This is a genomic window from Pontibacter sp. E15-1 (assembly GCF_022601975.1).
In the GTDB taxonomy this organism is placed as follows: Bacteria; Bacteroidota; Bacteroidia; order Cytophagales; family Hymenobacteraceae; genus Pontibacter.
The window spans coordinates 39,865-62,131 of sequence record NZ_JAKVIR010000001.1; the positions used below are offsets into that span (position 1 = coordinate 39,865).

Consider the following 22,267-nt stretch of genomic DNA (forward strand, 5'->3'; position numbering starts at 1 on the left):
TTTTTTTAACGGGATACCCGGGCCGCCACAGAGGCGCCCTCCAGCATGTGCAGCACATCTGCAGCTTTTACCAAATTCGCGTCCCCTTCTATGCTGTGTTTCAGGGCCGAAGCCGCCACGGCGTAGTTCAGGGCTTTCTGTGCATCATTTTCGAAATTTAGCAGGCCATAAATCAGCCCTGCCATAAAGGAGTCGCCGCCGCCAACCCGGTCAATAATCGGGTTCAACTCATAGGTGGGCGAGGTGTATGCCTCCCCGTCCTGCAGCAACAGCCCTCCCCAGGAGTTATGGCTGGCATTTACGGTGCGGCGCAGGGTGGATACGGCGGTTTTGATCTGTGGGAAGGCCTGCACCAGCTGCCGTAACACTGCCTCGTTGTAGGCTGGGTCATCGATGTGATAACCCGATGCCGCTATACCGAAATAATGCCGGGCGTCGTCGGGGTTGGCCAGCACCACGTGGGTATAGGCCATGAGCTCCGCCATAATAGCTTGGGGAGAAACCCCATACCGCCACAATTTGCTTCTGTAATTGAGGTCGCAGGATACGGTTAGGCCCAGGCTGTGGGCTACTTTTATACCCTCCAGGCACGCGTCTGCGGCCCCCTGCGATACGGCCGGCGTAATGCCCGACCAGTGAAACCAGTCGTGCCCGGCAAGCTGCGCCTCCCAATCGATCATACCTGGCTTTAGCTCCGCAAAGGCGGAATGTGCCCGGTCGTAGATCACTTTGCTGGACCTAAAGCCTGCGCCGCTTTCCAGAAAGTATACCCCAAGGCGGTCGCCTCCGGTGTATACCCCTTGCGTACCCACGCCGTGCCTGCGCAGCTCCTGCAGCACACACTCGCCTAAGTCGTTGGCCGGCACCCGGCTAACCAGGGAGGCGGGTATGCCAAAAGTAGCCAATGAGACCGCGACATTGGCCTCAGCACCTCCATAACACGCGTTAAAATTAGCGGACTGTCCGAACAGCTTGTTTCCGGGGGTGGAAAGCCGCAGCATCACTTCCCCAAAGCAGGCTACTTTTTTCATAAGGCTTTATGTTAATTATGAGCAGAAAACACCACCAGTAATGTCGATGTTGGTGCCAATAGCACGACCACCTCCAGTTGCTGTAGCTAGTTTTCCTTCTAAACTCACAATGTCTTTTATTACAATAGTCTGATACTGATTCTCAAAGTATTTTATATACCAAGAGCCTGTCCACCACCTACTTGTATTGTCTCGGCGGTAATAAACGATGCATCTTTACTAGCCAAAAAAGCCACAACAGAAGCCACCTCTTCGGGCTTGCCTAACCTCCCCAGCATAATATTGTCCTTCCATGAAGCGAAAACCTCAGGCTTGGTGGATTTGATTTGGGCGTGGAAGGGCGTATCTATGGTACCAGGAGACACGGCATTTACTCTGATGCCGTATTCGGCTAAATCTTTAGCTAGTGCTCTGGTTATGGCATGAACCCCGGCTTTCGAAGTGCCATAGATACCCGCTCCAGGTCCGCCAGCATTCCACCCTGCGTTTGACGTGTAATTGATTATCGAAGCATTTTCTCCTTTTTTAAGATAAGGGATGGCCGCTCTTGAGGTAAAAAACACTGAATCAAGGTTTAGCGCCATCACTTTCCTGTAGAACTCAGTAGTCATTTCTTCAAATCTTGACCTACCCCCTAGTCCTCCGGCATTATTTACCAAGACATCGATTCTACCATAGTTTTCGCCAATTCTATTAAAATTGCCGTTCACCTCATCCTCATTGGTAACATCAAAACCATAAAATTCTGCTTTGATGCCTTCTTTACGCAGCTCTTCGACCTTCTCAGCCCCAGCTTTTTCATCGATACCATTTAAGATTACAGTAAAATTATCTTTACCTAACCTTTTTGCCACCTCAAACCCAATACCTCCTGTGGCACCCGTTATGACAGCTACTCTATTTTCAGATTGATTTTCCATTGTCCTTTATGATTTAATTAGGAGTGTTATAAATTATTTATTGCAAAATTAGTTTAGTACTGTTTCTTGTTTTGATTTCAGCGTGATCGGCTTAATCTCTCCGCTCAACACCCATACCGCCAGTATGGCCACCGGAACCAGCACGGCCCCCAGCACAAAGAAGGGCACATAGGAGTCGACTGTGATCACGGGCACCAACCACGTAGTGATGAGAGTGCCCAGGATGGCAGCTGAACCACTGACACCGGCCAATGAGCCCACCGATTTGCCCGAGAAAAAGTCGCTGGGCAGGGTCTGGATGTTGCCGATGGCGATCTGAAACCCGAACAGGATGACGGCAATCAGCAACACAGCAGTTAGAGGCGTAGCGGCGAACGCGGTTAAGATCAGGGCAGGCAGCATGATAACGCCCCCTAACGTGATGATCACCTTGCGTGTCCGGTCAACACTCCAGCCGTTTCTGAGCCAGTAGCCGGCCAGCCAGCCTCCGAAAAGGCTGCCGATGGCGGCCCCCACGTAGGGCACCCAGGCAAAGAAACCTATCTGCTTCACGTCGAAGCCAAACCTGTCGGCCAGGTAAATGGGGAGCCAGGACACAAACAGCCACCAAACCGGGTCTATGAAAAACCGCGTTGCGATCACGGCCCAGCTCTGGCGGTAGCGCAGCATCTCTAACCAGCCCGGCGCATAGTCGTCTGCCGGCTCATTCGGGTTTTCCACTGCCTTCTGCCCCGACAGGATGTACTGCCGCTCCTCCTCTGTCAGCCAGGGATGCGTGGCCGGAGGCGCTTTGTATATAATCAGCCAGGGGATGATCCAGATGGCGCCCAGTCCGGCGATCAGTACAAATGTGGCCCGCCACCCCACAGCCACGTAGAGCAAAGCGATGATTGGCGCGGACACGACGGCACCGATGGATGCGCCCGAGTTGAAGATGCCCTGGGCAAAGGCCCGCTCCCGGATCGGGAACCACTCGGCATTACTCTTGGTGGCACCCGGCCAGTTGCCAGCCTCACCGAAGCCCAGCGTAAACCTGAAAATCCCGAAGGAAGTGACTGACTTAGCCACAGCGTGCAGGGCGATAGAGGCCGACCAGATGACAATGGACAGTAAAAACCCGGCCCTGGTGCCCAGGCTGTCGAATATCTTGCCGAAGGCAGACTGCCCTACCGCATAGGCCACCATAAAAAAGGAAAGGATCAGGGCATAGTCCTCTTTGCCCAGGTCCAGGTCTGCGGCAATTCCGGGCCACATCACGGCCAGGGCGTTTCTGTCGATGTAATTGATTACAGTAGCCGTGCCTACCAGGCTTACTATAACCCATCTTAAGCCTTTTACTTTCATGGTGTTGGCGTTTCAGGTTTTAAAAAATCTTCCCGGGCGGGGCTGAACACATCGATGAGCACGCCCGCTTCCTGGCAAACCGCGCCGTGGTATACATGCGGGGGGATATAAAACCCGTCGCCTGTGCGCAGTACTTTCTTCTCGCCGTCTATCTCCACCTCAAAGGCACCGCTTACCACGTAGGTCGCCTGGGCATGGAAGTGCTCGTGCACCGTCCCCACACTTCCCGCCTCGAACATAACTTTCGCCATCAGAATGGTTCCGTCATACCCCATCAACTGGCGCTTCACGCCCGGGGCTACTGTTTCCCATTCCAACTCCTGACCAAACAGGTACTCTTGACTTTGCTGCTGCATATCTTTATTTTTTTAGTTTCAAATAGGTATATGGGCCGTTCCAGGTGAGGGTGGTTGCCTGGGTTTTCACTTTGTGCTTTGCCTTGCCCGCCGGGTCGGCGGCAAGCGCAAAGGCCCGCACGTCTCCTTTTTTTGTCTCGATCCAGATGATCTTCACCCCGTTCTGCTCTTCCAGGCGCAACGACTTTATCTGGCTGTTGGCCTGCCTGGTATACTCCTCCCGGGCATTGGACTCGCCATGGGGCTCTAGCAGCGAGACGAATACGACCGGTGCTGTGATGTTCTTTTTCCGGAGGATCAGGCCCGGCTCGTTGCGGAGGTTGAAGTTCGGGTCGTTGGCGCCGATGCGCGTGAAGAGCATTTCCGTGTTCTCGCTCCCGATCGTGGAGTAGGTATAAAATCTGTCGCCGTTGAGCCAGGTGACCTGCGCCGTGCCCGCCGGAACCGGGCCCTGGGCTACCTGCCATAAATGCTCATACCCGTTTGCCTGCCCCACCGCCTGCAGCTGCTTACTGTTGCTCTGCACCTTCACGTTGGTGTCCATCAACTGCCCCTGGTAGTATAGGGGCAAATCATACTGCTGCTGCGGCTGTTTGGAGCGCACCTCAAACACGTCCAGCACCACCGGGTACTCAAAAGCCTCATCCCGGATCATGGCCATGGTGCGGGTAAAATCCACCCCAGGGTATACCTCCTTTATCTCGGCAGACATCACCTGGATGTCTTCTTTGGACGCATCGAAAAAGCGGGATGTTGGGAACGACTTCATCGACACGTCATAGTCGCCCTTGAAATGGCTTTCCTCGTTCACCAGCACCGTGTTGTGTGCCACTGTTTGCTTGGCCCATGTCTTGTTTTCCGGCAGGTAATGCCCGCCATACTTCGCCTCCACGTTAAGGTAGCGGGCCGCCCCGTAATCCTGCACGATCTCGGTGCCGTTGTCGTAGAACATCCACGAGAGCTTGTCGTAATGGCCGTGCCCCATCCCCTGCGAGGTATACTTCATCACCAACGCCTCGTCTTTTGCATTTTTCCCGGAGCGAAGCACGCCAACAGCGCCCTCGGTTCCCTTTGCCCCATCGCGCAGCTCAAGCGAGCGGAAAGCGAAGGGCTGCGCCTGTTTGTCTGCCAGCGCCCGGGCCACCTGCACGCCTTCGCCTGAGAGGATGACCTCCTGCTGCTTTTCGGCGATCGACAGAAACCCCTTGTCCTGGGTATGGGCATAGGCAATGTCGGTGGCATACACCAGCTCTATCGAGCTGAGGTCTTTCTCCTTGATCGCGTCGTTGAACGGGAAGAACTTGTTGGCATAGGTAAGCTGGATACCGGTTCGGATGGCCTTCAGCAGGATGCCGTCGCGGTAGTCGAAGATCTTGCGTTGCGGCTCGTTGTTGGCGATGGCCTGGGCAAACACCACGAAGGGCATCAGCGCATACCGCTGGTAGTATGGGCCCTCGGTATAGTAGCCGTCCGGCGAGAACAGCTGGTCCAGCTGCGCCATAAAACCGCCGTTGCCTTTCTGGTCCAGGCCGTAGAGCGCCTGCTTCACCAACTCCTGATTCCCAGTCACATACCCGGTCATACCCACGGCCGCAACGGCCCAGGTGCCATGGTTGTGGATCTTGTTAAAGGTCTCGGCCGACTCTTCGGACAGGAACCGGGCGGCCGGGAAAAACACGTTTTTCTCCAGATGCTGTATTTCCTGCTGGCTCAGCTTGCCTTTGATGGCGTCGTAGGCCTGTATGGTATACACTAGCCACACGCAGTCGTTGAGGCTCTGCCAGAACAGCTTGCCCGGCGATTGCTCTTTGCGCTCCGGGTGCAGGCCGAGGGTTGGGTATAGCTTAGCATAAGCGTTCAGCATATCCTTCACGTACTGCAGGTACTTCTCCTCTCCGGTCACCTGAAAGAGCACGCCTGCCTGGTGCATGGCCTTGTAGTTGCGCTTGTGCTGCTCGTGCGTAAACCCGCCGCCCGCATCTTTGGGCACTGGCACGTTTATACCCTCTTTCAGCAGCGGGTCGGTGCTTTCTTTCATCTCCCGGAACGAGGAAGTGAGCAAGGGCGCGTTTCCCAGGGTGCTTTTGATGGCTGCAACCCCGTCCGGCGTCAGGATGAGCCGTGGGTACTGCTGCTGGCCCTGGGCCCGGAGCGGCGTCTGCGCCATACCTGCGAGAATCGCAACCATCACAAAACAAGCCTTGAAGAACTGTTGAACTACCGTCATCTAGTATAGGTTTTTTTCGTTTGAACTGAGGAATCCGTTATTCCAGAGGGCACCGAGCGGCTTTCCGTCGCTGCCTTTCCCGAGCAGCGTAGCGCCTGGCTTCAGCTGAAAGTTGCCCTTTTCGGGGGCTGTGTATTCCGGCTTCACGGCAAACATGTGTTTCCCGGTCACGTCGTTGTAGAAGGATTCAATTTTGCCGGAGCGGTACAGGTTACAGTAGTCGATTTTGTTATGCGCCCACCGCGAGCTCTCGAACAGCACGGCCCTGCCCCCTTTGCCGCTGTCGCTGAAAATGCTGTTGCGCACCTCCGCCCACTGCACCCCGATCAGGCGCAGCACCGAACCAAGCTCTGTGTTATTGACCTGGTTGAAGGTGCAATGGTCTACCGTCAGAAAGGGCCCGGCGGTGCTCTCATCGTTGCCACCCCGGTATAGGTCCAGGGCACTGCCCATCACGGCATCAAAAAGGCAGTTGCTGATCGTCACGGACTCGGCGTTATACTTCCCTTTGTCCTCTTTTTCGGCAGCCAGGTTGATCGCCACGCCGGATATATCCTGAAAAGTGGAGTTGGTGAAAGAAATGGTGTCGGCAAAAGTGCTTTGGTATGCCCGGAAAGCACCTGCGCTGGACTCGTTAAAGCCGTAAAATGCGCAGTTGTCTACAAAGAGGTTGTAGTGCCTGATCATGGGTTTGGTGCTGGTGCGAATGGCGTTTTCCGCGATACCCCCCTCCGAGAAACCGTTGAAAGCAATCCCCTCCACCCGGATGCTTCCCCCCTTCTGGATACTGAGCAGCGCCATTCCGGAATCGTTATAGGCCATATTCACTACCGGCCGGGAGGAAAGGCCCGCTTTTGCGCGTATGGTTAGCGTATGCGGCAGTGTCAGCGTCTGGTTGATCACATACTCCCCAGCCTCCTGCAGCTCGATTATATCGCCCTCCGTGGAGTTCAAAACGGCTTTCTCCAGCGCGTTTGCTGCGCGTGTAACCTTTGTAATGATTTGCGTTGCCCGCGCTTTTTCCGGTGTATACCAGCTCACGCCGGTTGTGGCGGCATCGGCCGGCAATGCCGGGGCAAGTGTGCCATCTGCCGATGCCCACAGCCCTTGAGCGTTTTTGGAAAGGGAAAGCTTTACGCGCTCAAACCCTTTCTCCTTGAAGCTTGCTGAAGCCGTGACCACCTTATTATCTGCAAACGTGACGCCGCTGATGTCGTCCAGGGCCTTGAAAACCGTTTCGGAGCCTGGGTTGTAGAAGATATTGTGCCGGACCTTGACATTCTGCGGAACGGCGGTCCGCTCGTTGTCGCTGCCAACCCCAAACGTTACGTTGGCGCAGTTGATAAAGGCATTGTCTTCAATCAGCACGTCCTTCACCTGGTGGTAGCGGTTGATGGAGGAGTTCGGCACGCCGTTCATCACCCCCAGCGCAGAAAAGAACCGGTCGCCCTCCAAACCCTGAAAGTAGTTGTTCCGGATGGTATGGCCTGCGTTGATCACGCGGATGCCCCCCGTATTTCTCCGGTTGTTACCTATAAAGTAGTTGCCTTCCACGAGGTTGTTGTTGCCGTGGCGCAGCGCCAGCACCCCCTCCGACTCATAAAAGGTGTTGTTGCGGATGATGTTGTCGCCGGACTTGACGGAAACCACCTCTACCTCGCCGTTGCAGCGGTAGAAGTAATTGTTCTCCACGATGGTATGGCTGGAGGTTAGCGAAAACGTGGATGTGCCGATACGCATTGTCTCGCCCCCGTTGGAACCCAGCCGCGGCCGTTCGCCAAAATAGTTATGGTCTATGCGGTGGTGATTTTGCTGGCTCGCCTCGCTGTTCAGCCTGACCACCAGCGTCACCCCGCTGTTGAGTTTGTTGTTCAGGTAGGTATGGTCCACGCGGTTGTTTCGCCCGTAGAGCTCTACCCAATAGTCGCTCTTGAACCGGTCTTCCTGGTTATAGCCATCAATCACACAGGCGGTTACCCGGCAGTTGTTGGCCAGGTTATCCTTGTCCTTTCTAAAGGAGATTACCGCATCATCCGGCGTGTGCCCGTTTACAAACACCAACCCCGACACCACCAGGTATTCCCCGGCAATCTTCAGACTTGATTTCCCCTCTAACCTAACCGCACCCGGCTTTTCCGCCATCAGCACAATAGGCTTGTCTGCTGTTCCTCTCGCCTCAAACACCAGGCGAGCATCTGTCCAGCTGCCCGCCGCCATGCGCATGGTATCCCCGGGCTGGGCCGCAGCCACGGCAGCTGCAAACGTGCTTTGGCTGACAGCAGCGCTGCCAGCGGACGGCGTACTTACCTGTGCTGTGCTGCAGGATGCTACCGTTAGCGCAGTTTGTATAAGTATAAGGATCAGCTTTTTCATGTGTTTATCTATAAATGCTATTCAGAAGCGGCACTCAATCTGTTTCCCTCTGGTGATTGCGCCCGCACTTACTTTCTTTGGCAATCCGTAATGTGCTGGCAGCTATTCCACTAAGGTACACATTTTTGGTTTACATGCAATTGGTTAACCAATATTTTGAGTAAAAAAATCTTCTGTGGCTCAGTTCGCAGTAGGATGGTATAAGATCCCGTTCGAATTTATCAGGGTAACGCGGGTATGCGCCTTGCTGGCACAATTTATAAAGTTGATAAATCCTGGTTATACCAGCGGCGCCGGCATAACCAGGTAATGGGTAAGGAAGGCTAAAAGTAATACTGCGGGCTTTATACCGGTGCAGGACACCAAAACGCCTGCAAGTGGTATAAAGCTATATGCTATGCGTTTTTGAAACTTGAAATACCTTTCAGATGCGCGCTCATCGCGAGTTCTGCCTTATCCGGATCCTGGTCCTGGATATGCTTCAGGATAGTCATGTGTTCCTCCAGGGCTCCGTAAGGCTTGCCCCCTCCACACACATTCTGCTCGGTAAAGTGCGTGAGAATATCCGGGGTGACAATCAGCATCAGCGACTTGAGCACGCTGTTCTTGCTTGCCTCCGCTATCCGGATATGAAACATCAGGTCTTCATCAATGCCCTGCTTTCCGTTTTCAACCTTCGCGCGATAGGCGTCCAGCGCCTTTTCCAGGTCGATCAGGTCGTCTGCAGTTCTGCGCATGGCTGCCAACCGCACCGTCTGCTTTTCCAATATCAATCGGGTTTCGATCAACGATTGAAAATCGTGCCCTTCCAACATCAGCACATCCGTGATCAGGCCCTCCAGCGCGGTTATACCCAGGCCTGCCACAACCGTCCCGCTTTGCGGCAGCGTCTTCACGATACCGTAGAACTCTAGCTTGCGAATGGCGTCCCGGACATAACTTCTCCCCACGCCCAGCTTCTCACACAACTGGCGCTCCGGCGGCAATTTATCCCCCGGCTGCAGTTGCCCCGACGAGATAAGCTGCTTAATCTGCTTGATGATCTTGTCAGCAGGTTTTTCAACTACTATTTCCCGAAAATTATTTATAACCTCCATAATCTTATGCTAAGTTTGACTGCTAACCAGTAATTGGTTAACCAATATTAAGCAAACTATTTGTGAATTTCAAGTGGTTTGGCATTTTTATTTGCTGGACAGGCGCTGTTTCGTCATGAGTGGAGTTGCTGCTCGTCGCCTTTTTTAAACACCTTGAACAGAAAATAGAAGGACGGAAGCACCAACAGCAAGCCCACAAACAGAGCGATCACCAACTGGTAAAGGGTGGCGTAGGGTGCCTGGGTATTGTAAAAGGTGAGGTGGTTGCCGTTCCGCTCATACACCAGTATAGGGAACTGGATGGCGAACCACCCCAGCATCACCAACGTCACATGCACACTCACGGCTGCCCTGAGCTTCAGCGCGTCCGGGTGGCGGAACAGATAGAAGATAACGGGCGTGAGCAGGACCACGATGCCAAAGGCGGCGATGCTTAGGCGCGAGGCAAAGAAGGCGTTGGACAGGTGGTGATCCTCCGCCTCAGCAGTGGCGAAAACGAGCATCCCCATGGCTAGGGTCAGGAGCAGGAACACCTTTGCTAGCCGGGTATACCTTTTCTGCTCGATCGGGTAGGTGGCCTCGCTTATCAGGAACACCGCCGCGATATAGCCAAAGAGCGCGGCCGAGAACAAGCCCATCGAGAGGCAGAACACATTGAACCAGGGCATAATATACTGTTCGTAAAAGCTTCCTGTATTCTCCAGGCTGATCTTCCCAAGGATCATGGCGCCCAGGGTGATGCCCAGGAAAACAGGGGTCACAAAGCTCGACACCTTAAAGAAGAAGGTATAGTATTTATGGCTGCTGTCGTGTGTCACGTCGTAGTGGCGAAACGTGAACGAGGACCCGCGCAGGACAATGCCGAGCAGCACGACCATCAGCGGGATGTGCAGCGCCACGCTGATGGCAGCATATACCTGTGGGAAGCCCGAGAACAGGATCACTATGGCGAGGATAAGCCATACATGGTTTGCCTCCCAAACAGGCGCAATCGCCTTCGAGATGGTCCGCTCCCCTTTCCTGCCGGCAAACGTCTCCACTATGCCCGCCCCGAAGTCAGCCCCTCCGAGCAGGGTATATAAAATGAAGGAAACGCCGAGTATGATGATAATGATCTGCAGCATGGCTCAGTCTTTTTTTCTTGCCGACGGATAGTAGGTTTCGATGGTGGCTATTTGCCTGCGCATGAGCCAGACAAGGATCAGGGTTAGCAGCACGTATACAGTCGTGATGGTATAGAAGGAGTACTGCAGCCCCGGCATGGGCGACACGGCGTCTTTGGTTTTCATCACCCCATAGATCACCCAGGGCTGGCGGCCTACCTCGGTCACTGTCCAGCCCGCTTCCACAGCGATAAAGCCGAGCGGCGTCAGGCAGGCGATAAACGTCAGCCACCAGGTGCTGGAGAGGAGGTGCTTCCAGCGGGCGCTGAACACCAGAAACAGCAAGCCCGCGAAGGCAAGCAGAAAGCCGATCCCCACCATTATCTGGAAGGCAATATGGGTGATGAGCACCGGTGGCCTTTCCGATTTCGGGAACTGGTCGAGACCGATCACCTCCGACTCAAAATCGCCATGGGCCAGGAAACTGAGGAACCCGGGAACATGGATCGCATAGTCTACCCGCTCCTCCTGTTCGTTGGGTATACCGCCTATCACCAGGTCGGCGGGTTTGCTTGTATGGTATAAGGCCTCGAGCGCGGCCAGCTTTGCCGGCTGCCTTTCGGCCACGTCTTTGGCCGAGATGTCCCCGCTAATGGGTTGCAGAAAGGCCGCCACCGCGCCAAACGACAAGGCTATTCTGACCGCCGTCCGGTGGAAAGTGTTTCCCCTGTCTTTCAGCAGCAGAAACGCGTGCACACCGGCCACGGCAAACGAGGTGGCCACAAAGGCGGCCAGCGTCATGTGGAGCGCCTGCGAGAACCAGGCATCGTTGAACATCGCGGCAACGGGGTCAATGTTGGTTGCCTCGCCGTTCTCCCACGTAAACCCGGCAGGGCTGTTCATCCAGGCATTGGCGGCCACCACAAATATCCCGGACATGACGCCGGAAATACCCACCACAACCCCTGACAGCCAGTGGGCCCATTTGTTCAGCCTGTCCCAGCCGTACAGGAAAACGCCCAGTGCGATGGCCTCCACAAAAAAGGCGGTGCCTTCCCACGAAAAGGGCATCCCGATGATGGGGCCGGCATGTTTCATGAAGCCGGGAAAGAGCAGGCCCAGCTCGAACGACAGGACCGTGCCGGACACTGCGCCCACCGCAAAGAAGATAGCCACACCTTTCGACCACGCCTTGGCTATGTCGATGTATTCCTGCTTCTGGGTGCGCAGCCACTTCCATTCGCTAAACGCCATCAGCACGGGCATGGTCATGCCGATGCAGGCGAACACGATGTGCCACCCTAAGGATACCGCCATCTGCAGGCGAGCTGCTAAAAGATCGTCCATGAGCTGTATTTTAAACCCGGGTTTTCGATGCGGCCAAAGCCCTTCCGGGGGCGTTGGCTATTGACATTTTACCCTTGACGTGAGCGTTTTTAGAATTCAGGAACAGCCATTAGGGCTATATAACTGAAGTTGCGATCAACTGCTATGTATAAACCCACCCATACCCCAAGAAATGTTTTTTTTACTTTTCCCGCATTCCCTCCTCGGAGGGATGGGTAAACCTAGGTGAAAGTTTTTCCTGTATGTATAAATTGCACCTTCGGTGAAGTAGGGCTATTGCGCAATCTCATTTTTGTATGTCGGTCCAAAATCATGACATGCAAAAATTAAAAAGCCTTTTGTTCAGCCTAATGCTAACGTCGAGCTACGTTAATTTCGCAACTGTAACATTGCGTGTTGAGGTATGAAGTTAGCAAAAATTCAGAGAGATAGGGTATACACCTTTTCAGCGCATGTATAAAATTTGCTTCCGGAGGCGAAAATCATTCAGCAAACAGTAAGCATTGCGGCCTTTATAGCCCTTGGCAAAGAATGGATTCACAAAGCAAATTGGCCAAAACCAGCGCGGGCAGACCCGATGGCCTAACCGCTTTTTTTGTCTCTTTTACTTCACCACCTGTGGCTCCAGGCCAGATACATCCAGGGTTTCTGTGTGTGTTTCGATTAGGTGTCAGAAATCGATCAACACTATAAAGGTATGGGGAGGCATCCAGCATAAAACGCATCAGGATCTAGCCGCAGGTAATCTTCGTCATTCTTTCAACCCATACCCTTCCTTAATTATACTTCACTTCTCGGGTATGATCGTGCTGCCGACACAGTTCATACCTATCTCTTGCCCCACGGGCGGCATCCATACCCCATACAAGAATGTCTATGACATCCGTCATTTTCGCTGGTGAGCAGGGTCATAGCGGAGCGGCGGCCCTTTGCCTACCTTTCAACTCCAAATAATTGCTACCGTCAGGCCCCTCGACTAAGCGGCCGACCGACGCATGTATACCCGAATATTTATACACTTATCTGTAAAAAGACACATTATATGGCACAAGACACCTTGCACACATTTCATATACCCGTTATGGGGCTGGCATTCTCCATCGACACACCGCTTAAAGTTGCCCGCTTTGGCATTGCATCCGCTCTCTCGCTGGCCGACGACGCCCTGCTGGAGCAGATGCGCGCCTACTACAGCCGGAAATACGATCTCCCATACCAGCCCATTGCACCGAAGGACGACGATTACCGGGCCAGGCGCATCACGGCCTGCCTGAACATGGTGCAGGAAGTGGTGCAGCTACAAATGCAAAAACTGCGTGACGAAGCGTTTACACCTGCCTCGGAGCTGACAAATTACTTCGAGATGCTGCCAGACACGGCCACCTTGAAAGCGCGATACAACCAGATGCGCCATACTTCGGCGCAGCCGGAAAAGCTACAGCTGCAGCAGGAACTCCGCGCCGCCCTCGTGCCGGGCAGCATCGATGTGAACATCATGACAAAGCTTGACAAAACTAATTACGATCAGCACGGGAAGCCGCTGCCTCAGGAATTTTCTGATGCAACGGCAGCCCTGCGCGGTTTCGCCAACAGCAACCTGCACGCATCGGTCATCTTCTCGGCGGGTATGAACATGCGCCTGTTTGGTTCTATGGAGCAGTACCCGTGCTTTTTGCCAAATGCGGCCGGCGTTTTCGAGAAGAAGATCATCCTGAAGGTAAGCGACTACCGCTCGGCGATGGTACAGGGAAAGGTGCTGGCCAAGAAAGGGCTTTGGGTATCGGAGTTTCGGGTGGAGTCTGGCCTGAACTGCGGTGGCCACGCTTTTGCCACCGATGGCTACCTGCTGGGCCCCATACTGGAGGAGTTTAAGCAAAACCGGGAGGCGCTGCGCCTTGAGCTTTACAGCATCTGGTGCTCGGCGCTTGCCAGCAAGGGTATACACGTTCCGGTCGATATCCCGGGGCAGCGCGTCACGGTGCAGGGCGGCATCGGCACGGCACAGGAGCACAGGTTCCTGCTGCAGCATTATGGCCTGGATGCCACCGGCTGGGGGACCCCTTTTCTGCTGGTGCCTGAGGCAACCACCGTTGACGGGGCAACGCTGCTCCAACTGGCTGCAGCGCGGGAGGACGATCTGTACCTGAGCCCGATCTCCCCGCTGGGCGTGCCGTTCAACGCGCTCCGAAACACGTCCGGCGAACGGCTGAAGAATGCCCGCATCGGGCAAGGCAAACCGGGAAGCCCCTGCATCAAAAAGCACCTGGTATCGGACATGGAGTTTACAGAACAGCCTCTTTGCACGGCCTCGCGCCAATACCAGCGCCGAAAGCTGGAGCAGCTGCGAGCCACACATTCTGACGCGGCGACGTATCTGGCGGAAGAGGCGAAAGTACTGGCAAAGGAGTGCCTGTGCGATGGACTGGCCAACGCTGCCACACAGGTATTCATTGCCAGTAAAAAAGCGGCCACGCGCGCCGTGACTGTTTGCCCGGGACCCAATCTGGCCTACTTCTCAGGCGTGTTCAAACTGCGGGAAATGGTAGACCATATCTATGGCCGGTTCAACGCGCTGAACACCACATACCGGCCGCACATGTTTGTGAATGAGCTGCGGATGTATGTCGCCTACTGGACAAAAAAGAGAGAAGACGAGTTACTGCTGCTCTCCGACCGGCAGTATAAATACCTGCAAAACTTCCGGGAAAGTCTGCTGAAAGGGATACAGTATTACAGGCAGCAACTGCCCGCGCTGTATAAAGATGACGTGGCCCGGCAGGTGATGACGCTAAAAGAGTTGCTGGAAGCCGAGCAAGACTTACAACTTGCCGAGGTCACGGCTTCATAAATACTGTTTAATCCACCAGAGTGGTTCAGGAAGGTATACCCGTTGGTATAGCTAGAGTACTGGCTATTCGCATCAGCCCAACAGAACCAACACAGCTGGCCATTTCCGTGAGTTACTGCTCCCGGAAATGGCCGGCTGTTTGTGCGGGGTTTTGGGATCTTGCAACTTCGCATTTTATAACTTTAACTCGGAAATATAACGGTTACTTCTAAACTTGAACAACCTTGTTATCATAGCTGGCTTTGCGCTCCACGCCTGGGGTAGGGGCCCTTCTTAAGCTGGGGCGCGTTTTCCCGCTCGGCACTGTGTAGTTGAAGCTGCCGGGGGGTAGGGGCCCTCTTTCGCTCTGCTCAGGCTGCCTCACTACGTTCGGCACCGCAACACCTACAAGAAGAGGGCCCCTACCCCCGGTGCCTCCCGGGAAAACTGGGAATCATTTTGCCCTGATCTAGCTAAACTGTACTTTCCCAAAGCATAAATATTTATTTGATAGCAGGTTAATGTAAAGCTATGCCCGAGTTCACGGTTTTATACATGCCGCCCGGGTATGGGCTGAAGCAGTACAGAATGTTGAGGCATCCATACCTCCCCGATCATCAACGGAATGCGAACGCGCGCCGATAGCCCTGCGATACAAAAACCGCATAGCACCAAAGCTTGCATCGTAAAAGCGAGGGGGTATAAATTTTAGTTTTGGGCGTTCTCAGGTTCCAGATTGAACAAGGCGCTAAGGCTGTCCGATAATTGGCCCGGTTCGCCGCGCTGGCAGGCTGCCTTCAGTTCCATGGCAGGCAGTTTAACGATCTTGTTCAGCATGCGCTGCGTCACGGCATCCAGGAGTTGCGCCTGCTCGTCGTTGAGCTTTTTCACGTAACGGGCCAGTTCCTGCTGCCTGATCTGTTCGAGGTAGCCCTTGAACCGCTGAATGACGGGGGAAAAAGCCATCTCCTCGGCCCATACCGTAAAGTCGGCAACTGCCTCTGCTATAAGTAGCTCCACTGCCGGTACAGACGCCAGCCGCAACGCCAGCGTTTCGGAAGTGCGGTTCCGTATGGTGTCGATGTTGTATACCGAAATGCCGGGCAGGTTCTCCAGCGCCGCATCTATACTGCGCGGCATCGAGAGGTCCAGAAACACCCTGGGCTTGTGCGGGGATGCGGCTACCCGCTCTTTTGAAATGAAAAAGCAATCGCCGGGCACACTCGATATCACCACATCTGCCTTTTCCATCTCCTGCCATACATCCTCCCAATACACGGCGCGGGCTCCTACCCGTTGGGCCAACTCAAGGGCTTTGTGGTGCGTTCTGTTTACCACGGTAAGCTGCTTTATCCGCGATTTCCGGAAGTTGAGGCACACATCGCGGCCGATTTCCCCCAGCCCCACCAACAGCACGCGCGGATGGGCTATGTTTGCTGTCAGGGTTTCAACCATCTCCACGGTAGCATAGGCTACGGAGGCGGCCCCATCGCGAAAGTTTGTCGTGTTCACTGCCTGCTTGTTTGCATGAAAAACGGTGTGCAGCAGGCGGTGCAGCAACGGGCCTACCGCATTGGCCTCCGATGCCCAGTGGTACGCGTTTTTTACCTGGTTCATAATCTGCATATCGCCTACCACCTGCGACTCCAGCCCGAGTGCCACCCGGAACAGGTGCGTCATGGCGGCTTTAGGATCGTTGATCGCCTTGAAGTAGGGCAAAATCCCTTTAGTGGCAATGAAGCCTTTTTCGAGGGCAATAAGTTTCACGAGCTCGTGTGTGCACGCCTTTTCAGCGGTATAGTATACCTCGGTGCGGTTGCAGGTAGACAGCACCATCACTTCCGTGCAGGCAGTATACTCTTTCACCTTGTCCAGCAGGTTTCGGCAGCCGACCTCGTTCAGGGATACAGCCTCCCGGATGGCGATGGGGGCATTTTTATAGGATAATGTCAGTACTCTTAAGGTTGCATGCATCTTTCTCCGCGGTTTACAGGCAAAGTTGTGCAAAACAACAGTCAAAAAAGATGATGCTTGTCAGTGCGCGGCATGATCCTGAACAGCGCAGAATAGCAGGGATTGGCTGAAACCCGGGATTACAAAAGAGGTATGGCGCCTGCCTTTAGTTCCGCATGCTTCGCAGTTTGTCCGCGTTGATGATGGTGATCTTGCTGCCCTGGCTTTTGATCAGCTTCTCGTCCTTAAAGTCAGCCAGGGTGCGGATTACGGTTTCTTTAGAGGCCCCCACAATACTGGCCAGGTCTTCCCGCGAGATCGTCACCTCCGACTCCGTGCGCTGGGCGTTACCGGCATACTGCTTCTCGACAAACAGCAGCGCCTCGGCCACCCGCTTCCTAACGGAGTTATAAGCCAGCCTCAGCAGCCGCTCCTCGCGCTCGGCCAGATTGTCCGACAGGATTTTGATGAACTGGTTTGCCACCAGGCGGTTGCTGTGCAGCAGCAGGAAGAAGTCTTCCTTCGAGATGATGTAAATCTCGGCATCCTCCATCACCACCGCCGACTCCCGGTAGGCGGTATCCTCAATCAGGTCGAGGTACCCGATAAAATCGCCGGCTTTGTAGAGGTTGGTGATATACTCCCGGCCATCCGCATTCGATTTGTAGCTTTTTACCTTGCCCTGGTTCAGGAAATAGAGCGCATTCGGGTAGTTGCCCTCCAGAAACAGCGTCTGTTTCTTTTTAAAGCGCTGCAGTTTCTTTTTGTCCGATGTCAGTTTCTCCAGGTTCTCCTGCCCTTTGGCCTCCTGCAGAAAATCACTGAGCCCTTCGGCGTTCTTCTGGAAACCTGACTTGAGTGTTTCGCTCTTTTTCAGGCGCATCTCCACCGCATCCAGCAGTTCCAGATCGTCAAACGGCTTGATCAGGTAGTCGTCGGCGCCCAGGTTCATCCCTTTCCGGAAGTCTTCTTTTTCAGATTTCGCGGTCAGGAAAATAAACGGGATACTGGCCGTGGCCGTGTTTCCGCTTAGCATGCGCAGCACGCCATACCCATCCAGTTGCGGCATCATGATGTCGCAGATAATCAGGTCCGGTAGTTCGCGTTTGGCCAGTTCCACACCGGCTTTCCCGTTCTCGGCCTCCAGCACCTCGTAACTGGCCAGCGCTAAAATCTCAGCGATGTTCTCGCGTATCTCAAATTGATCCTCTATCAGCAATATCTTTTTCATGGTGCTATGCTTGCGGAAGCGTTACAGTAAACGTGGTGCCCTTGCCTACCTCACTCTGGTAATCAAGCGCGCCCCCCATTATGGTCACGTATTTTTTTACGATGTTCAGCCCCAGGCCGGTCCCTTGGATGTTGGTCACGTTCTGGGCCCGGAAAAACGGTGTGAACAGGTGCGCCTTGTCCGCCTCCGGTATACCGATGCCCTCGTCCTGCACGGTTACCCGTATCGCGTCGTCCTGTATGGCGGTGGCAAACCTGATTTCCTTGTGATCGGCGGAGTACTTGCTCGCGTTGGACAGCAGGTTGAACAGCACATTCTTCAGCAGCTGCTTGTCCAGCACAGTGGCGGAGCCGTTGCCCTGGTGGGTATACACGATCCGCTGCCCCAGCTTCAGCACCCCCTGCGCCTCCTCGGCCACCTCGGCCGCGAAAGTCTCCAGGTCGAAAGCGGTCGGGACATTGTAGATCTTGCCCTCCTCTATCCGGCTGATGGACAGGAAATCGTTAAGGATGCCCGTCAGGTTGCTCACCGCCGACTTGATCCGGCCCACGTGTTTCATGCGCTTGTCGTCGTCCTCGGCGGTTTTATACTTCCCGATGAGCGACGCCGACGAGAGCACCGTGCTGAGCGGGGTGCGGAACTCGTGGGAGGCGATGGTCACGAACCTGGACTTCAGCTCGTGCAGTTCCTTTTCCTTCTGCAGGGCCTTGCGTACTTCCTGGTCTGCTTCGTACAGGCTCCTGTTGGTCTGCTCCAGCTTCCGGATGGCGGCGCCGAGCTCCTGCGTGCGCTCCTTCACGCGTTGCTCCAGCTCAGCGTTCAGGCGTTGGATCACGGCCAGGCTTTTGGCGTGCTCTATGCTATACCGTATAGAGCGTTCCAGCTCGTTGGGGTTGAGGGTGCCTTTGACGAGGTAATCGAGGGCACCGGCACGCATGGCCTTTTCATCGGTTTCGCGGTCGCTCTGTCCGGTCAGGAGTATAAACGGGGCCTTGCTCTGCTGCCGGATGGCCTCTTTGATCAGCTCCAGGCCGTCGCGGGCGCCCAACCGGTAATCCACCAGGTAAATATCGTGGTGCCGCCGGGCAATAATTTCCAGCGCCTCATTAAAAGAGCCGGTCCACTCCAGCACATAGTTGCGCCCCGGAATGTCGTCTATGATGTCCCGGGTGATGATGAAGTCATCCTCATCATCGTCGACCAGCAAAATGCGAATTTTATCCAGCATGAAAAGGGGTATGGTATAGGGCTACAGTTTGGGCAACTCCACTATCTCAAACCAGTATTTGCTCAACGTCTTCATCACATCCACCAAAGAGGCAAACGTGACCGGTTTGGTGATAAACGAGCTTACCCCCAGGTCGTAGGTTCGGAGGATGTCCTCTTCGGCCTTCGAGGTGGTGAGCACCACCACCGGTATCAGGCGCAGGCGGTCATCCGCCTTGATCTCCTTCAGCGCCTCCCGGCCATCCTTCTTGGGCATGTTCAGGTCCAGCAGGATGAGGCCCGGCATGGGGTGGCTGCTCAGGTCAGCGTACTTGCCCCGGTGGTGCAGGTAGTCCATCAGCTCCTCCCCGTTCTCCACAAAGTGGATGTTGTTTTTCAGGCGGCTTTCCTCCAACGCGTCTTTCACCAGCATGCGGTCTTCTGCGTCGTCGTCGGCAATCAGTATGATGATCGATTTTTTATCAGACATAGTTCTGGCGTTATTCCTCAGGATGTTTTAAGGCAAGTGTAATGATAAAGCGGGTACCGACGCCCGGCTGACTCCGCGCGGTTATATCCCCCCCGTGGCGTATGGCTATCTTGCGGCACACCGCCAGCCCGATGCCAGAGCCCTCGTAGCGCTGCCCCTCCAGGCGCTGGAAGATGTTGAAGATGCGGTCCAGGTATTTTTCATCGAAGCCGATCCCGTTGTCCTCTATATATATCTCGGCCACCTCATCGCCGGGCGTGGCGGTCAGGTGCGCCTGGCGCTGCAGGCTTTTGGCGTAGATGTTGATGATCGGGCTCTCGCTCTCTTTCCGGAACTTGATGGCGTTGCTGAGCAGGTTCTGGAAGAGCTGGCGCATCTGGGTGGGCTCGGCCTCAATTTCAGGCAGCGGCGAGCGTATGATTTCCGTGCCGGTCTGCTCAATCGTCACTTCCAGGTCCGAGATGACCTCGGTCAGGATCTCGTCCAGCTTAACCCGCACGAAGGGCCTTGACTTGGCCGTGACCCTGGAGAAGTCCAACAGGTCGTTGATCAGGTTCTGCATGCGCGAAGCCGCGTTCAGCATGCGGTCCACGTAGTCTCTGCCCTGCCCGCTCAGGTTATCGTACTCTTTCGTCTTCAGCCTGTCGCCGAAGGCCTGTATCTTGCGCAACGGCTCCTGCAGGTCATGCGACGAGACGTAGGCAAAATCCTGGAGCTCGCGGTTGCTGCGCTCCAGTTCGGCAGCGTAGCGGCGCAAACGCTCTTCGGTTAACTTCTGTTTGGTGATGTCGTGCACGAAACCGGTATACACCTTGCGGTCAGCCAGTTGCACCTCACTGATGCTCAGGTAAAACGGAAACACGGAGCCGTCCTTTCGCTTGCCCGTCACCTCGCGGCCAATCCCGATAATGCGTTTTTCGCCGGTTGTCTGGTAATGGTGGATGTAGCCATCGTGGCGGCTGCTGTCCGGCTCGGGCATCAGTATGTTGATGCTTTTCCCCAGCAGCTCCGCCGCATCATACCCAAACAGCCTGGCCGCCGAGGGATTCACCATCTCGATGATGCCGCGGGTGTCGATGGTGATGATGCCGTCAACCGCTGCCTGGATGATGGAGTTGATCTTGTTCTCGCTCTCGCGCAGGGCCGTTTCGGCTTTCTTGAGCTCGGTGATATCGTGCACGATGCCCGTGAACAGCTGCTTGTCCTTTAAGCGCACCTCGCTGATGCTCAGCAGAAACGGAAACACGGAGCCGTCTTTCTTCCTGCCCAGCACCTCGCGCCCCTTGCCTATTATCTGTCCTACACCGGTGCGGTGATAATTCTCGATATACTGGTCGTGCTGGCTGCGGTCCGGCTCCGGCATCAGCATCTTCACGTTCCGGCCGATAACCTCTTCCGGGGCATAGCCGAAAATCCGCGCCGCGGCGGGGTTAACAGTTTCGACAATCCCCTTGCTGTCGATGGTAATGATACCATCAATGGCCGTGTCGATGATTGCTTTTAGCCGGGTGCTGTTTTCCATGCGCTGCTCGTAGTGGTTCGAAGGTGCTTCCAAGAAGCAAAAGTTTTGTTAAAAATAGCCTCTCCGACAAAGAATTGCTAAAGAAACCTGCATGCATTGCGGTTACATGACAAATATCACCTTTGGAGTTGCCCGGTGTCATCAGGCAGGAGGCCGGCATCACCTACTTTTATACCTCTAAAACAAACTGATTCCCAAACGCTATGGCTCCCTTCGGCAACAAGAGCCGAGGCCGGTTAGTTGCCGAAGCATTTATACCTGCAGTTCCCATGAAAAACGTACTCCTTGCCCTGGACCTTTCAGAATACGCCCAGACTATTGCGCTGCATACTGCTGAACTGGCACAGCGCGCCGAAGCGCGGCTCATTCTTTTTTACGCCTTTACTCCGGCTTCGCCAACAGAAGACGAGGCAAGTTGCCCCCCGAACGAAAGATGCATCCAAGCCAGCCTCGACAACCTGGCGCACAGGCTGCATCAGCAAACCAGGGTGTCGGTCACGCGCCTGGTCAAGCCGGGTATACCGCCAGCGGTGATTTTTGAGGTGGCCAACGGCGTGAAAGCGGACCTCGTGGTAATCTGCCGCAACAACTGCGCCTGCACGGCTGCCATAACAGTAGCCCCGCCTCTGGCCGTACAAATCAACTATAAGCAGGTTCCGGTGCTCACGGTTGCCACCTCCGCCGATCCGCTAATGATCAAAGCCGCACTTGCCCAGCACATCCACCTCCCCGACTGCACCGCTTCATCCCGCTTAGATAATCTGTAGCAGCGCGTAATCGCGATAACTAACACTTATTTAAGTGATTAACTACTATGTATAAACCCACCCCTGCCCCTCCGAGTAGGGGAATCTTGTAGGGAAAAATTTAGAAGCTTTCGAACACCTAAAACCATCCATGCTACTTACTTTTTTGTCATCCTGAAAGGATCTTGTTAGAAGAGGGCCCCTACCCCCGCAAGTCGCAATTGCTTAACCTCCCTTCCACCAAGATTCTTTACAGAATGACAATGGGTTTTAATGCTTTAAATGCTTCCTGTTTTTTCCCTACAAGATTAGCTTTGAAGGGCCCATACCCCCATGAGGGGAATTTCGACAACAGTGAAAAATTTACCTCTTGGGTGATGGTGGGTAAAACAGACTGAGAGTTTTATCCAGCTTTTGCAAATCGCAGCTTGGGTTAATCAGCTGTTAGCGGGTTAAGATTTATACATCAAAACCCCCAGTAACCATACCCTCCA

General features: G+C 54.6%; 16 protein-coding genes. 2 read left to right on the plus strand and 14 right to left on the minus strand.

Translation table 11 applies throughout. From position 1 onward, the window contains the following. Positions 1-5: 5 nt before the first annotated feature. From MKJ04_RS00165 to MKJ04_RS00205, 9 genes are all read right to left on the minus strand, one after another. Complete coding sequence (locus MKJ04_RS00165) at positions 6-1,031, minus strand: sugar kinase (protein WP_241638111.1); 1,026 nt, start codon at positions 1,029-1,031, stop codon at positions 6-8. A 152-nt stretch (positions 1,032-1,183) separates the two neighbouring features. After that, positions 1,184-1,951 carry an SDR family NAD(P)-dependent oxidoreductase gene (locus MKJ04_RS00170; RefSeq protein WP_241638113.1) on the minus strand — a complete coding sequence of 256 codons (768 nt, stop codon included), beginning with the start codon at positions 1,949-1,951 and terminating at the stop codon, positions 1,184-1,186. A gap of 48 nt (positions 1,952-1,999) precedes the next feature. Beyond that, complete coding sequence (locus MKJ04_RS00175) at positions 2,000-3,295, minus strand: MFS transporter (protein ID WP_241638115.1); 1,296 nt, start codon at positions 3,293-3,295, stop codon at positions 2,000-2,002. Then, positions 3,292-3,651, minus strand: a complete 360-nt coding sequence (locus MKJ04_RS00180; protein WP_241638116.1) for a cupin domain-containing protein — start codon at positions 3,649-3,651, stop codon at positions 3,292-3,294. Before MKJ04_RS00180 ends, MKJ04_RS00175 begins: the two co-directional genes overlap by 4 nt. A gap of 4 nt (positions 3,652-3,655) precedes the next feature. Next, on the minus strand, positions 3,656-5,878 hold the full coding sequence (locus MKJ04_RS00185) for a heparinase II/III family protein (RefSeq protein ID WP_241638118.1): 2,223 nt from the start codon (positions 5,876-5,878) through the stop codon (positions 3,656-3,658). Further along, on the minus strand, positions 5,879-8,251 hold the full coding sequence (locus MKJ04_RS00190; RefSeq protein ID WP_241638120.1) for a polysaccharide lyase 6 family protein: 2,373 nt from the start codon (positions 8,249-8,251) through the stop codon (positions 5,879-5,881). Between the two features lie 395 nt (positions 8,252-8,646). Further along, positions 8,647-9,348: a FadR/GntR family transcriptional regulator gene (locus tag MKJ04_RS00195; RefSeq protein ID WP_241638122.1), complete on the minus strand. Its 702-nt coding sequence runs from the start codon at positions 9,346-9,348 to the stop codon at positions 8,647-8,649. 113 nt (positions 9,349-9,461) lie between these two features. After that, positions 9,462-10,472 (minus strand): cytochrome d ubiquinol oxidase subunit II, encoded by a 1,011-nt coding sequence (locus MKJ04_RS00200; RefSeq protein WP_241638124.1) that lies wholly within the window; start codon positions 10,470-10,472, stop codon positions 9,462-9,464. Positions 10,473-10,475: 3 nt separating this feature from the next. Next, positions 10,476-11,798 carry a cytochrome ubiquinol oxidase subunit I gene (locus tag MKJ04_RS00205; RefSeq protein WP_241638126.1) on the minus strand — a complete coding sequence of 441 codons (1,323 nt, stop codon included), beginning with the start codon at positions 11,796-11,798 and terminating at the stop codon, positions 10,476-10,478. Between the two features lie 1,042 nt (positions 11,799-12,840). On the opposite strand from MKJ04_RS00205, the gene MKJ04_RS00210 reads away from it, so the two are divergent. Continuing rightward, positions 12,841-14,646, plus strand: coding sequence for a hypothetical protein (locus tag MKJ04_RS00210; protein ID WP_241638128.1), 1,806 nt, complete (start codon positions 12,841-12,843; stop codon positions 14,644-14,646). Between the two features lie 687 nt (positions 14,647-15,333). On the opposite strand, the gene hemA is transcribed toward MKJ04_RS00210, so the two are convergent. The 5 genes from hemA to MKJ04_RS00235 all read right to left on the minus strand — a co-directional run bounded on the left by hemA (position 15,334) and on the right by MKJ04_RS00235 (position 21,060). Beyond that, positions 15,334-16,599 carry a glutamyl-tRNA reductase gene (gene hemA / locus MKJ04_RS00215; protein ID WP_241638130.1) on the minus strand — a complete coding sequence of 422 codons (1,266 nt, stop codon included), beginning with the start codon at positions 16,597-16,599 and terminating at the stop codon, positions 15,334-15,336. Positions 16,600-16,744: 145 nt separating this feature from the next. Then, a complete protein-coding gene (locus MKJ04_RS00220; protein ID WP_241638132.1) occupies positions 16,745-17,809 on the minus strand; it encodes a response regulator in 1,065 nt (354 codons plus the stop codon). Between the two features lie 4 nt (positions 17,810-17,813). Then, positions 17,814-19,037 carry a hybrid sensor histidine kinase/response regulator gene (locus MKJ04_RS00225; protein WP_241638134.1) on the minus strand — a complete coding sequence of 408 codons (1,224 nt, stop codon included), beginning with the start codon at positions 19,035-19,037 and terminating at the stop codon, positions 17,814-17,816. Positions 19,038-19,058: 21 nt separating this feature from the next. After that, a complete protein-coding gene (locus tag MKJ04_RS00230; RefSeq protein ID WP_241638136.1) occupies positions 19,059-19,505 on the minus strand; it encodes a response regulator in 447 nt (148 codons plus the stop codon). Positions 19,506-19,515: 10 nt separating this feature from the next. Beyond that, positions 19,516-21,060, minus strand: coding sequence for a sensor histidine kinase (locus tag MKJ04_RS00235; RefSeq protein ID WP_241638138.1), 1,545 nt, complete (start codon positions 21,058-21,060; stop codon positions 19,516-19,518). A 236-nt stretch (positions 21,061-21,296) separates the two neighbouring features. Between MKJ04_RS00235 and MKJ04_RS00240 the strand changes: the two genes are divergently transcribed. Next, positions 21,297-21,794: a universal stress protein gene (locus tag MKJ04_RS00240; protein ID WP_241638140.1), complete on the plus strand. Its 498-nt coding sequence runs from the start codon at positions 21,297-21,299 to the stop codon at positions 21,792-21,794. Positions 21,795-22,267 lie beyond the last annotated feature (473 nt).